We start from the raw sequence: 12,222 nt of genomic DNA, 5'->3' as shown, positions 1-12,222 counted from the left end.
AAATACTAATATAGGAGGGAATCAACGTGGCGATTAAAGTATACAAACCTACCAGTAATGGTCGGCGTAATATGACTAGCCTTGACTACAGTCAAGTTATCACGAAGTCAAAGCCTGAAAAGTCATTACTAGAATCAAAGAGTCACACTGCTGGCCGTAACAACCGCGGTAAGAAGACGGTTCGTCATCGTGGCGGCGGTAACAAGACTCAATACCGTATCATCGACTTTAAGCGTACAAAAGACAACGTTACTGCTACGGTTAAGGCAATCGAATACGATCCAAACCGTACAGCCAACATTGCATTGTTAGTTTATACTGACGGAATTAAATCTTATATCTTAGCACCAAAAGGCCTTAAGGTTGGCGATCAAGTTCAATCAGGTCCTGATGCAGATATCAAGGTTGGTAATGCACTTCCATTACAAAACATTCCTGTTGGTACAACTATTCATAACATCGAATTGAAGCCTGGTAAGGGTGGTCAATTAGTTCGTTCAGCCGGTGCAGGCGCACAATTGCTTGGTAAAGAAGGCAAGTACGCTATGGTTCGTTTAGTTTCTGGCGAAGTTCGGATGGTCTTAGCTGTTAACCGTGCCACTATTGGTACTGTTGGTAACGAAGAACACGAATTAATCAACGTTGGTAAAGCTGGACGTAACCGTTGGGTTGGCAAGCGGCCACAATCACGTGGTTCTGTTATGAACCCTAACGATCACCCTCATGGTGGTGGTGAAGGTAAAGCACCAATCGGTCGTCCATCACCATTATCACCATGGGGTAAGAAGACTATTGGTAAGAAGACGCGTTCTTCCAAAGCACGTTCAAACAAACTTATCATTCGTCGTAAAGGCAGAAAGTAATTTACTTACTGCATAAGTAATCTCACTCATAAGGAGGGTAATCTAATGGGTCGTAGTTTAAAAAAGGGACCATTCGCCGATGAACATCTTCTGAAGAAGATCGATGCACAAAAAGATCAAGACAAGAAGAGTGTTATCAAGACTTGGTCACGTCGTTCAACGATTTTCCCTAGCTTTATCGGCTACACAATCGCTGTTTATGACGGTCGTAAGAACGTTCCAGTATATATTCAAGAAGACATGGTTGGTCATAAATTAGGTGAATTCGTACCTACTCGTACTTTCCGTGGCCATGCTGGCGACGATAAGAAGACTGGTTCTAAATAATAAGGAGGATTAGCTAATGGCTGAACAAGTTACATCAGCAAAGGCAACTGCGAAAACAGTTCGTATTGCCTCACGTAAGGTCCGCCTTGTCATTGATCTTATCAGAGGCAAAAGCGTGGCTGAAGCGATTGCTATTTTGAAGTTCACCCCTCGTGGTGGCTCACCAATCGTTGAAAAAGTATTAATGTCAGCAGTTGCAAATGCTGAAAATAATTTTGACTTAGACCGTGCTGATTTAGTAGTCAGCGAAGCCTTTGTTGACGAAGGACCAACCCTTAAGCGGTTCCGTCCTCGTGCCAAGGGTTCTGCTTCACCAATCAACAAGCGGACAAGTCACATCACAATCGTCGTATCTGAAAAATAGGAGGGATAACGCGTGGGTCAAAAGATAAATCCAACCGGATTACGTGTCGGTATTATTCGCGACTGGGAAGCAAAGTGGTATGCTGAAAAAGATTTTGCTGCTTACCTTGGCGAAGACCTTAAAATCCGTAAATATATCGAAAAGCGCCTTGCAGATGCCTCAGTGTCAACAGTAGAAATTGAACGTGCCGCTAACCGCGTCAACGTTTCAATTCACACTGCTAAACCTGGTATGGTAATTGGTAAGGGTGGGTCAGAAGTTGAAAATCTCCGTAAGGAATTAAACAACTTAACTGGCAAGCGAGTACACATCAACATCATCGAAATCAAGAAACCTGATTTAGATGCTAAATTAGTTGGTGAAAACATTGCACGTCAACTTGAAGGCCGTGTTGCTTTCCGTCGTGCTATGCGTCAATCAATGCAACGTACTATGCGTTCTGGTGCCAAGGGTATTAAGACCCAAGTTGCCGGTCGTTTAAACGGTGCAGATATGTCTCGTGTTGAATCATACTCAGATGGTACCGTTCCTCTGCATACATTACGTGCAGACATCGATTACTCATGGGTTGAAGCACACACAACTTATGGTTCATTGGGTGTTAAGACTTGGATCTACCGTGGCGAAATTTTGCCTGACAAGCCTAACGCTAATAAAAATAACGAGCAAGGAGGGAAATAACAATGCTAGTACCTAAGCGAGTAAAACATCGTCGTGAACATCGTGGTAAGTTACGTGGCGCTGCTAAAGGCGGCAAGTCAGTTGCTTTCGGTGATTACGGTTTACAAGCACTTGATTCAAGCTGGATCTCAAACCGTCAGATTGAAGCAGCCCGTGTTGCTATGACGCGTTACATGAAGCGTGGCGGTAAAGTTTGGATTAAGATTTTCCCTCACAAATCCTACACCGAAAAGGGTGTTGGTGTTCGTATGGGTAATGGTAAGGGTGCTCCTGCAGGATGGGTTGCACCAGTTAAACGTGAAAAGGTAATGTTCGAAGTCGGTGGCGTTTCTGAAGAAGTTGCACATGAAGCATTACGCTTAGCAGCTATGAAATTGCCAGTTCGTACGAAGATCATTCCTCGCGAGGAAGTAGGTGGCGAATCAAATGAAGGCTAAAGATATTAAAGAATTAACCACTGCTGAAATGCTCGAAAAAGAAAAGAGCTACAAAGACGAATTATTCAACCTTCGTTTCCAATTGGCTACTGGCCAACTTGAAAATACTGCTCGTTTAAAGCAGGTTCGTAAGGATATTGCACGGATCAAAACTGTGCTTCGTCAACAAGAGTTAAACAAGTAAAGAATACGATAAAGGAGGAATAATTAATGGCTGAAGAACGTAACGCTCGTAAGACATACCGTGGCCGTGTCGTTTCTGATAAGATGGAAAAGACAATCACAGTAGCCGTTGAAACTACCAAGATGCATCCAGTATATGGTAAGCGGATCAAGTACACTAAGAAGTACAAAGTTCGTGACGAAAACAACGAAGCCAAGATGGGCGACCTTGTTGAAATCATGGAAACACGTCCGTTATCTAAGACTGTTCGTTTCCGACTTCTTAAAGTTGTTGAAAAGGCAGTTATCATCTAGTTTCGACATTTATCGTATTCTGTTTTACTTAGAAGTGAAAGGAGGACACTAACGTGATCCAACAAGAATCTCGTTTAAAAGTCGCTGATAACACTGGTGCCCGGGAAATTTTAACTATTAAAGTTCTGGGTGGCTCAAAGCGGCGTTATGCAAGTATTGGTGACGTCATCGTTGCAACTGTTAAACAAGCAACACCAGGTGGCGTTGTCAAAAAAGGTGACGTTGTTAAAGCAGTTGTCGTTCGTACTACTTCCCGTGTACGCCGTGCCGATGGCTCATACATCAAATTTGATGAAAATGCTGCGGTATTAATCCGTGATGACAAGAGTCCACAAGGAACTCGTATTTTCGGACCAGTTGCGCGTGAATTACGTGACAATGATTATATGAAGATTGTTTCTCTTGCACCAGAAGTGCTCTAATCGTTCGAAAATAAGGAGGTGCCAAACAGGATGTTCATTAAAACTGGTGATAAAGTTCGCGTGATCAGCGGTAAAGATAAGGGTAAAGAGGGAACTGTTACTAAGACTCTCAACGCTCAAAACCGTGTCATCGTCGAAGGTATCAACATGATCAAGAAGCATCAAAAAGCTTCTCAAACTAATCCTCAAGGTGGCATCATTGATACTGAAGCACCAATTCAAGTATCTAACGTGATGCTCCTTGACCCTTCTACCAACGAACCAACCCGTGTTGGTTTCCGCGTAGAAGACGGCAAGAAGGTTCGCTTCGCTAAAAAGAGCGGCGAAACCATCGACAAATAATCAAGGAAGGAGGACAAATTAACTAATGGCTAATCGTTTACAAGAAAAGTACAACAAAGAAATCGTTCCATCAATGATTGAAAAGTTCAACTACAGTTCAATCATGCAAGCACCTAAGTTGGACAAAATCGTCTTAAACATGGGTGTTGGTGATGCAACTACAAACGCTAAGAACTTGGATGAAGCAGTTGAAGAATTAGGCTTGATCGCAGGTCAAAAGCCTTTGATTACTAAAGCTAAGAAGTCAATTGCCGGTTTCCGTTTACGTGAAGGTAACGCTATCGGTGCCAAGGTCACATTACGTGGCGAACGCATGTATGATTTCTTAGATAAGTTAGTTAACGTTTCATTACCACGTGTTCGTGACTTCCATGGTATCAGTTCTCGCGCCTTTGATGGTCGTGGTAACTATACGCTCGGTGTTCGTGAACAATTGATTTTCCCAGAAATCGATTACGATAAAGTTAACCGTGTTCGTGGTCTTGACATTGTTATTGTCACTACTGCAAATACAGATGAAGAATCACGCGAGTTGTTAACACAGCTTGGCATGCCATTTACTAAGTAAGGAGGGTATTATTGTGGCTAAAAAATCATTAATTGTTAAGAGTCAGCGTCCAGCTAAGTACTCGACACAAGCTTATACACGTTGCGAACGTTGTGGTCGTCCACATTCAGTTTATCGCAAATTCCACTTATGCCGACTTTGCTTACGGGAACTTGCCCACAAGGGTCAAATTCCTGGCATGAAGAAAGCTAGCTGGTAAGATTTCATAACAAAGGAGGATAAACGTTAATGTCTATGACTGACCCAATTGCAGACTTCTTAACTCGGATCCGTAATGCCAACATGGTACATCACGAATCATTAGAAGTTCCTGCATCAAAGATGAAGCGCGACATTGCTGAAATTTTGAAGCGCGAAGGTTTCGTGCGCGACGTCGAATATATCGATGATGACAAGCAAGGTATCATCCGTGTATTCCTTAAGTACGGTCGCGACAAGCAACGCGTCATTTCAGGCTTGAAGCGTATTTCAAAGCCAGGTTTACGTACTTACGTAAAATCTGATGCTGTTCCTAAGGTCCTTAACGGATTAGGAATTGCAATCATCTCAACATCTGAAGGTGTTGTTACTGATAAAGAAGCACGTGCAAAGAAAATCGGTGGCGAAGTTCTCGCCTACGTTTGGTAATATTTTAAAAAGCAGGGAGGTGTCCACTCAATGAGTCGTATTGGTTACAAGACAGTTACTATTCCAGATGGTGTTGACGTTAAACGCGACGGTAACGATGTTACAGTTAAGGGTCCTAAGGGTACCATTACTCGTACATTCTCACCAATCATCACTATGAACGTTTCTGACGGCGAAGTTAACTTCGATCGTCCAGATAACAACAACAAGACCCGTGCCTTACACGGAACCACTCGTGCCAACTTCAACAACATGGTTGAAGGGGTCACTAAGGGCTTCGCTAAGACCTTGAAGCTTGTCGGTGTTGGTTACCGTGCCCAATTAAAGGGTAAGCTGATCTTAAGTGTTGGTTATTCAAACCCCGTTGAAATCGATGTTCCTTCAACATTAAAAGTTGAAGTTCCCGATAACAACACAATCAACATCAGCGGTATCAGTAAGCAAGAAGTCGGTGACTTCGCAGCTGAAATCCGTGCCGTTCGTTCACCAGAACCTTACAAGGGTAAAGGTATTCGTTACGAAAATGAACACATTAGCCTTAAAGAAGGTAAAACTGGTAAATAATGCTGCATAAGCATTCTACAAATAATTTAAAGAGGTGACTATTTTGATTTCGAAACCAGATAAGAACAAGACACGTCAAAAGCGTCATATGCGTGTCCGGAATAAGATTTCTGGTACTGCAGAGCGCCCACGCTTAAATGTTTTCCGTTCAAACAAAAACATCTACGCTCAAGTAATTGATGACGTAGCGGGTGTGACGCTGGTCAGTGCCTCGACTTTAGATAGTGAAATAGCTGCAGGTAACAAGACGGAACAAGCCCAAGCAGTTGGTAAGCTTGTTGCAGAACGTGCTGCTGCTAAAAAGATTTCCGAAGTTGTTTTCGATCGTGGCGGTTACTTATACCACGGACGTGTTGAAGCATTAGCTGAAGCAGCTCGTGAAAACGGCTTAAATTTCTAAAAAGGAGGAATAACCACTAATGGCAAAGTTTATTGATCCTGAGAAGTTGGATCTTGAAGACAACGTTGTATCAATCAACCGAATCACTAAAGTTGTAAAAGGTGGACGTCGTCTACGTTTCGCTGCTCTAGTTGTTGTCGGCGATCACAACGGTCACGTTGGCTTTGGTACTGGTAAAGCTCAAGAAGTTCCAGAAGCTATTCGTAAGGCTGTTGAAGCAGCCCGCAAGAACTTGATCCAAGTTCCAATCGTTGGTACTACCATTCCCCATGAAGTTCTCGGAACTTATGATGGTGGCCGGATTATGTTAAAGCCAGCCGCTGAAGGTTCTGGAGTTACTGCTGGTGGTGCTGTTCGTGCCGTCATGGAATTAGCTGGCGTCGCTGATGTTACAAGTAAGCGACTTGGCTCTGATACACCAATCAACGCCATCCGTGCTACGTTTGAAGGTTTGAAACAACTCAAGCGTGCTGAAGAGGTTGCTGATTTACGTGGTGTTTCAGTTCAACACTTAGCTGAATAGGAGGATCTCAACATGGCTGATTTAAAAGTTACTTTGATTCATAGTGCTGCCCACCGTCTTCCTAAACAACGTAAGATCGTTGAAGCCCTTGGCTTAAAGAAGGTTAATAGCTCTGTTGTTCGTCCGGACAACGCAGCTACCCGTGGTGCATTGTTCCAAGTTGCACACTTAATCAGAGTAGAAGAAGTAAAGTAAATTAATTAATAAGGAGGTGCCTTCATTCATGAAGTTGAACGAATTACAACCATCTGAAGGATCACGTGTAGCGCGTATGCGTAAAGGACGTGGCCGTTCTGCTGGTAAGGGTAAGACATCAGGCCGTGGCCAAAAGGGTCAAAAGGCTCGTAGCAAGACCCGTCTTGGTTTCGAAGGTGGCCAAATGCCACTGTACCGTCGTATTCCAAAGCGTGGATTCACTAGCATGAACCGTACGGAATATGCATTGGTAAACCTTGAAACACTTAACGACCGTTTTGAAGATGGCGCAGAAGTTACACCTGCAGCATTAGTAAAAGCTGGCATCGTTAAGAACGAAAAGGTTGCTGTTAAAGTATTAGGTAACGGAGAAATCTCAAAGAAGCTTACGGTTAAAGCACAAAAGTTCTCTGCAAGTGCTAGTGCCGCAATTGAAGCAGCAGGCGGTAAAACTGAGGTGATTTAATGCTGTCGACCATGAAAAACGCGTTTAAGGTTAAAGACATTCGGAATAAGATTCTCTTTACACTGATGGTTTTGGTTGTCTTTCGTCTTGGCTCCTACATTACTGTGCCAGGAGTTAACGCAAAGGCATTACAAAGCGTTGCGTCTTCTGGATTGGTTAGCATTTTAAACATGTTCAGTGGTGGTGGCTTAACTAACTATTCCATCTTTGCGATGGGAGTTTCGCCATACATTACCGCACAAATTGTGATCCAACTTCTACAAATGGACATTGTGCCTCGTTATGTAGAATGGAGTAAGCAAGGGGAAGTTGGTCGGCGCAAGCTGAACCAACACACACGTTATTTAACGATTATCCTAGCGTTTGTGCAATCAATTGGGATTACTGCTGGGTTTAACACCTTAAGTAGTTTAAATTTGGTGCAAAACCCTGGTGTTAAAACGTATGCGATGATTGGTTTAATTTTAACTGGTGGGACCATGTTAACCACTTGGATGGGTGACATGATCACTGATCACGGTTTGGGTAATGGTGTTTCAATGATTATCTTTGCGGGTATCGTTGCACGGTTCCCAACCGGGGTTTATCAGTTATATCAAACCTACCTTCAAAACTTATCTGCCTCTGATTGGTGGATCGGTGCATTAATTGTGTTGGCCGTTGTGATTGCTGTTTTAGTCATTGTTACTTGGGTAACGTGGGTACAACAAGCCGATCGTAAGATTCCAATTCAATATACGCGTCGTGTTTCCGGCGATCCAGATAGCAGTTACCTACCATTAAAGGTTAACGTCGCTGGTGTTATTCCCGTTATCTTCGCTAGTTCGTTTATTGCAACGCCACAAACTGTTTTGATGGCGTTTGCGAATAACCACTCTGAAGATACCTGGTATCAAGTATTGACCAATGTCTTCAATATGCAGACGACGAGCGGTACAATCTTATACACAATTTTGATTATTTTGTTCACGTTCTTCTATGCATTTGTTCAGGTTAATCCTGAAAAATTATCTGAGAATTTACAGAAGCAAGGAAGTTACATTCCGGGTGTCTGGCCTGGTCATGAAACTCAAGTTTACGTATCTAACTTATTGATGCGTTTGAGTACTGTCGGGGCACTATTCTTAGGGTTGGTTGCTTTGATTCCACTAGTTGCTCAAAACGTTTGGAATCTGAATGAATCGATTGGACTTGGTGGTACTAGTCTACTTATCGTAGTCGGTGTTGCTATCCAAACGATCCAACAGGTCGAAGGGCTTATGATGAAACGGACCTATGTTGGTTTCATCCAAGATCCCCGTCCAGCTGAATGAGACGAGTAATGGTGTGATGACCTGGTTCAGCACACCATCTTGTCATTAAAGAGAACTGCTAGGAGGAAACAAAACATGTCAATGAATTTAATTTTAATGGGTCTACCTGGTGCCGGTAAGGGAACTCAAGCCCAGAAGATTGTTGAAGACTTCGATATTATGCATATCTCAACTGGTGACATTTTCCGTGAAGCCATGAAAAATGAAACTGAGATGGGACTTGCCGCTAAGAAGTTTATTGACAAGGGTGAATTGGTTCCGGATGAAGTCACTAACGGAATCGTCAAGGAACGTTTAGCTCAAGACGATGTCGCTAAGGGTTATATGCTAGATGGTTATCCAAGAACAATTGACCAAGCTGAAGCACTTGATCAGTTTGGAACCGAACTTGGACGTAACGTAGATGCTGTTATCAACATCCACGTTGAACCTAGTGTTTTGATTGAACGATTATCTGGCCGTTACATTTGTCGGACATGCGGCGCAACTTATCACAAGGTTTATAACCCAACAAAGGTTGCTGGAACTTGTGATGTTTGCGGTGGTCATGACTTCTATCAACGAGAAGATGATAAGCCTGAAACTGTAAAGAATCGTTTGGACGTCAACGTGAAGATGAACACGCCTTTGGTAGACTTCTACCAGAAGAAGGGTTTGCTTCACACCGTTGATGGTGATCGCGACATCCAAGATGTTTACAACGATATCAAAGCGGTTCTTAGTCAACTTGCCTAATGCCCTTAGTATAGAAGTTCTTGCGTCAAAAGTTATGGTGTGGTAAACTAACTCAGGTTAGCCTCAATTTAATATTGGGCAAGTCCGGGCACTATTTAATCATAGTCATAAAACACTCAAGGGGGTACGTTCGTGGCAAAAGACGTCATCGAAGTTGAAGGTAAAGTCACTGAAACATTGCCAAACGCAATGTTTCGGGTTGAACTCGAAAACGGTCATGAAATTTTAGCGCACGTTTCTGGTAAGATTCGGATGCATTACATCCGGATTCTTCCTGGAGACCGTGTTACTGTTGAAATGTCGCCGTATGATTTGACCAAAGGCCGGATCACTTACCGGTTTAAGTAAGTTGGTTTTTGGTTTGCATTAGGACTATAGGAGGTTTTGATTCTCATGAAAGTACGTCCATCTGTTAAGAAAATGTGCGATCATTGTAAGATTATCAAGCGTAAGGGTCGAGTAATGGTTATTTGCTCAGCAAACCCTAAGCACAAACAACGTCAAGGTAAATAATTCATAATAATATAGGAGGTGCAACTTAATGGCTCGTATTGCTGGAGTTGACTTGCCACGTGACAAGCGAATTGTCATTGGCTTGACTTACATTTTCGGAATTGGCAACACTACTGCACAGAAAATCATTGAAGAGACCGGTGTATCACCAGACGTTCGCGTTCGTGATCTGGCCCCTGAAGATGAAGACAAGATTCGTGCAGCCGTAGACAACTACCAAGTTGAAGGTGACTTACGTCGTAAGGTTAGCTTGGATATCAAGCGTCTTCAAGAAATCGGTTCATACCGTGGTATGCGTCACCGTCGTGGCTTGCCCGTTCGTGGTCAACACACGAAGAACAATGCCCGCACTCGCAAAGGTAAAAAAACCTCTGTTGCAGGTAGAAAGAAATAATTTACTAAAAGGAGGGTATGACATTTTATGGCAACTAGAAAAACTTCGCGCAAACGCCGCGTAAAGAAAAATATCGAGTCTGGTGTTGCTCACATTCACTCAACATTTAACAACACTCTGGTCATGATTACTGACATGCAAGGTAACGCAATTGCTTGGTCTTCTGCTGGTTCATTAGGGTTTAAGGGTAGTCGTAAGTCAACACCATTTGCTGCACAAATGGCTGCTGAAGCTGCTGCTAAGAACTCTATGGAACATGGTATGAAGACTGTTGAAGTTGCTGTTAAGGGTCCAGGTTCTGGTCGTGAAGCTGCTATCCGTGCTTTACAATCAACTGGACTTGAAGTTACTGCCATTCGGGACGTAACTCCAGTTCCTCATAATGGTTCTCGTCCTCCGAAGCGCCGTCGAGTTTAGTGTATCCTGTTTTAGTGGGCATACGACTACAAGATGGGACTTATTTATATGGCTCAACGCGTTTTGAAAGGGGTAAAAGATAAGAATGATCGAATTCGAAAAGCCTAACATTCACAAAATTGAAGAAAGCGACGATTACGGCAAATTTGTCGTTGAACCTCTCGAACGTGGTTATGGAACTACGTTAGGGAATTCTTTGAGACGAATTCTGCTTTCATCGCTGCCTGGTGCTGCTGTCACAAGTATTCAAATTGATGGCGTTTTACACGAATTTTCTACTATTGAAGGTGTCGTTGAAGACGTTACTCAGATTATTTTGAATACCAAGAAGATTTCGCTTAAGCTTGAGGGCCCTGATGATGAAATCGAGTCAATGGAAATTGACGTTAAGGGACCTGCTCAAGTTACAGCTGGTGACATTGCTGCTGACAGTGATGTCACAGTTCTCAATCCTGATCTTTACATTGCGACTGTCGCAGAAGGGGCAACCTTCCACATGCGAATGACTGCAAATAAAGGTCGTGGCTACGTTTCAGCTGACCGAAACAAGGCTAAGGAAGATATGCCAATTGGCGTTTTGCCTATTGACTCTATTTATACCCCAATCGAACGTGTTAACTATCAGGTTGAAAACACGCGGGTTGGTCAGAGAACTGACTACGATAAGCTAACCATGGACGTTTGGACTGACAGTTCAATTACTCCTAGCGAGTCAATCAGTTTAGCTGCCAAGATTTTGACGGAACATTTAGCAATGTTTGTTGATTTAACCGACGAAGCTAAGAACGCCGAAATCATGGTTGAAAAAGAAGAGACCCACAAGGAAAAGATGCTTGAAATGACGATTGAGGAGCTTGACTTATCAGTTCGTTCATACAACTGTCTTAAACGTGCGGGAATCAACACTGTTCAAGAGCTGACCAACAAGACTGAAGCTGACATGATGAAGGTTCGTAACTTAGGCCGGAAATCATTGGAAGAAGTCAAGGCAAAGCTCAACGACCTCGGGTTATCACTTCGTAAAGAAGACTAGTATAAGTATAAAAAGGAGGGTATCCAGTAATGAGTTACCGTAAATTGCAACGAACAAGTTCACAACGTCGCGCGTTACTTCGTGATCTTACCACTGAATTATTAATTCATGGTCAAATCAAGACCACTGAAGCCCGTGCCAAAGAAGTACGTTCTACTACTGACAAAATGATCAGCTTAGGTAAGCGCGGAGACTTGCACGCTCGTCGTCAAGCCGCAGCATTCCTTCGTGATGTAGTTGCTGATGTTAAAGAAGATGGCGATAACATCGAAATCTCTACAGCATTGCAAAAGCTATTCAGCGAAGTTGCTCCTAAGTATGCTGACCGTAATGGTGGTTATACTCGTATCATGAAGACCATGCCTCGTCGTGGCGATGGCGCACAAATGGTTATTCTGCAACTTGTTGACTAATTAAGTAGTATTAAAGCAGTAATCGTGATCAGCTCTATTGCTGATCGCAATAGAATCACACCGAGTTTATGGTATAAAGCGCTATGATGATGATGAATTCGAGTCTAGCTTGAATGCGGTTTGTCCGTGCGCCATTTACTCGGTAGTG

The 12,222-nt window shown here is 43.0% G+C and carries 25 protein-coding genes; all 25 read left to right on the top strand.

Annotated elements, in window-relative coordinates; translation table 11 throughout:
* Positions 1 to 26 precede the first annotated feature (26 nt).
* The 25 genes from rplB to rplQ all read left to right on the top strand — a co-directional run bounded on the left by rplB (position 27) and on the right by rplQ (position 12,074).
* Positions 27 to 863: a 50S ribosomal protein L2 gene (rplB, locus tag AC6H04_RS04745; protein ID WP_497570597.1), complete on the top strand. Its 837-nt coding sequence runs from the start codon at positions 27 to 29 to the stop codon at positions 861 to 863.
* A gap of 45 nt (positions 864 to 908) precedes the next feature.
* The gene (gene rpsS, locus AC6H04_RS04740; RefSeq protein WP_497570596.1) at positions 909 to 1,190 is read left to right on the top strand and encodes a 30S ribosomal protein S19; all 282 of its coding nucleotides are present in this window, start codon (positions 909 to 911) and stop codon (positions 1,188 to 1,190) included.
* Positions 1,191 to 1,206: 16 nt separating this feature from the next.
* On the top strand, positions 1,207 to 1,554 hold the full coding sequence (gene rplV / locus AC6H04_RS04735; protein ID WP_089109062.1) for a 50S ribosomal protein L22: 348 nt from the start codon (positions 1,207 to 1,209) through the stop codon (positions 1,552 to 1,554).
* A 12-nt stretch (positions 1,555 to 1,566) separates the two neighbouring features.
* Positions 1,567 to 2,235, top strand: coding sequence for a 30S ribosomal protein S3 (rpsC, locus tag AC6H04_RS04730; protein ID WP_497570595.1), 669 nt, complete (start codon positions 1,567 to 1,569; stop codon positions 2,233 to 2,235).
* A 2-nt stretch (positions 2,236 to 2,237) separates the two neighbouring features.
* A complete protein-coding gene (rplP, locus tag AC6H04_RS04725; RefSeq protein WP_089088830.1) occupies positions 2,238 to 2,672 on the top strand; it encodes a 50S ribosomal protein L16 in 435 nt (144 codons plus the stop codon).
* Positions 2,662 to 2,856 carry a 50S ribosomal protein L29 gene (gene rpmC / locus AC6H04_RS04720; protein ID WP_054653941.1) on the top strand — a complete coding sequence of 65 codons (195 nt, stop codon included), beginning with the start codon at positions 2,662 to 2,664 and terminating at the stop codon, positions 2,854 to 2,856. The genes rplP and rpmC overlap by 11 nt, the downstream gene beginning before the upstream one ends.
* A 26-nt stretch (positions 2,857 to 2,882) precedes the next feature.
* On the top strand, positions 2,883 to 3,149 hold the full coding sequence (rpsQ, locus tag AC6H04_RS04715) for a 30S ribosomal protein S17 (protein ID WP_497570594.1): 267 nt from the start codon (positions 2,883 to 2,885) through the stop codon (positions 3,147 to 3,149).
* Between the two features lie 53 nt (positions 3,150 to 3,202).
* The gene (gene rplN, locus AC6H04_RS04710; RefSeq protein ID WP_497570593.1) at positions 3,203 to 3,571 is read left to right on the top strand and encodes a 50S ribosomal protein L14; all 369 of its coding nucleotides are present in this window, start codon (positions 3,203 to 3,205) and stop codon (positions 3,569 to 3,571) included.
* 30 nt (positions 3,572 to 3,601) lie between these two features.
* Complete coding sequence (gene rplX, locus AC6H04_RS04705; RefSeq protein WP_098823986.1) at positions 3,602 to 3,913, top strand: 50S ribosomal protein L24; 312 nt, start codon at positions 3,602 to 3,604, stop codon at positions 3,911 to 3,913.
* Positions 3,914 to 3,938: 25 nt separating this feature from the next.
* Positions 3,939 to 4,481, top strand: coding sequence for a 50S ribosomal protein L5 (gene rplE, locus AC6H04_RS04700; RefSeq protein WP_203649392.1), 543 nt, complete (start codon positions 3,939 to 3,941; stop codon positions 4,479 to 4,481).
* 13 nt (positions 4,482 to 4,494) lie between these two features.
* The gene (locus AC6H04_RS04695; RefSeq protein WP_089109056.1) at positions 4,495 to 4,680 is read left to right on the top strand and encodes a type Z 30S ribosomal protein S14; all 186 of its coding nucleotides are present in this window, start codon (positions 4,495 to 4,497) and stop codon (positions 4,678 to 4,680) included.
* Between the two features lie 29 nt (positions 4,681 to 4,709).
* Entirely contained in the window at positions 4,710 to 5,108 is a 399-nt protein-coding gene (gene rpsH / locus AC6H04_RS04690; RefSeq protein ID WP_497570592.1) for a 30S ribosomal protein S8, read from the top strand.
* Between the two features lie 30 nt (positions 5,109 to 5,138).
* On the top strand, positions 5,139 to 5,672 hold the full coding sequence (rplF, locus tag AC6H04_RS04685; RefSeq protein WP_497570591.1) for a 50S ribosomal protein L6: 534 nt from the start codon (positions 5,139 to 5,141) through the stop codon (positions 5,670 to 5,672).
* A gap of 34 nt (positions 5,673 to 5,706) precedes the next feature.
* Entirely contained in the window at positions 5,707 to 6,072 is a 366-nt protein-coding gene (rplR, locus tag AC6H04_RS04680) for a 50S ribosomal protein L18 (protein WP_305792668.1), read from the top strand.
* A gap of 19 nt (positions 6,073 to 6,091) precedes the next feature.
* Positions 6,092 to 6,595 (top strand): 30S ribosomal protein S5, encoded by a 504-nt coding sequence (rpsE, locus tag AC6H04_RS04675; RefSeq protein WP_098823990.1) that lies wholly within the window; start codon positions 6,092 to 6,094, stop codon positions 6,593 to 6,595.
* A gap of 12 nt (positions 6,596 to 6,607) precedes the next feature.
* Entirely contained in the window at positions 6,608 to 6,790 is a 183-nt protein-coding gene (rpmD, locus tag AC6H04_RS04670) for a 50S ribosomal protein L30 (protein ID WP_098823991.1), read from the top strand.
* A 28-nt stretch (positions 6,791 to 6,818) separates the two neighbouring features.
* Entirely contained in the window at positions 6,819 to 7,256 is a 438-nt protein-coding gene (gene rplO, locus AC6H04_RS04665; protein WP_497570590.1) for a 50S ribosomal protein L15, read from the top strand.
* Entirely contained in the window at positions 7,256 to 8,569 is a 1,314-nt protein-coding gene (gene secY, locus AC6H04_RS04660) for a preprotein translocase subunit SecY (RefSeq protein ID WP_497570589.1), read from the top strand. The genes rplO and secY overlap by 1 nt, the downstream gene beginning before the upstream one ends.
* Before the next feature lie 75 nt (positions 8,570 to 8,644).
* Positions 8,645 to 9,304, top strand: coding sequence for an adenylate kinase (locus AC6H04_RS04655; RefSeq protein ID WP_497570588.1), 660 nt, complete (start codon positions 8,645 to 8,647; stop codon positions 9,302 to 9,304).
* A gap of 132 nt (positions 9,305 to 9,436) precedes the next feature.
* Entirely contained in the window at positions 9,437 to 9,652 is a 216-nt protein-coding gene (gene infA / locus AC6H04_RS04650; protein ID WP_010619611.1) for a translation initiation factor IF-1, read from the top strand.
* Between the two features lie 45 nt (positions 9,653 to 9,697).
* Entirely contained in the window at positions 9,698 to 9,817 is a 120-nt protein-coding gene (rpmJ, locus tag AC6H04_RS04645; protein WP_089088817.1) for a 50S ribosomal protein L36, read from the top strand.
* Positions 9,818 to 9,845: 28 nt separating this feature from the next.
* On the top strand, positions 9,846 to 10,211 hold the full coding sequence (gene rpsM / locus AC6H04_RS04640; RefSeq protein WP_098823995.1) for a 30S ribosomal protein S13: 366 nt from the start codon (positions 9,846 to 9,848) through the stop codon (positions 10,209 to 10,211).
* Between the two features lie 27 nt (positions 10,212 to 10,238).
* On the top strand, positions 10,239 to 10,628 hold the full coding sequence (gene rpsK, locus AC6H04_RS04635) for a 30S ribosomal protein S11 (protein WP_054653968.1): 390 nt from the start codon (positions 10,239 to 10,241) through the stop codon (positions 10,626 to 10,628).
* An 85-nt stretch (positions 10,629 to 10,713) separates the two neighbouring features.
* Positions 10,714 to 11,661 carry a DNA-directed RNA polymerase subunit alpha gene (locus AC6H04_RS04630; RefSeq protein ID WP_098823996.1) on the top strand — a complete coding sequence of 316 codons (948 nt, stop codon included), beginning with the start codon at positions 10,714 to 10,716 and terminating at the stop codon, positions 11,659 to 11,661.
* A gap of 29 nt (positions 11,662 to 11,690) precedes the next feature.
* Complete coding sequence (gene rplQ / locus AC6H04_RS04625) at positions 11,691 to 12,074, top strand: 50S ribosomal protein L17 (RefSeq protein ID WP_497570587.1); 384 nt, start codon at positions 11,691 to 11,693, stop codon at positions 12,072 to 12,074.
* The last annotated feature ends 148 nt before the right edge of the window (positions 12,075 to 12,222 follow it).

The organism is Secundilactobacillus sp. MJ173 (genome assembly GCF_059704265.1).
The sequence above is the reverse complement of the archived record's forward strand: the minus strand, read 5'-3'. Positions and strand labels throughout refer to the sequence as shown.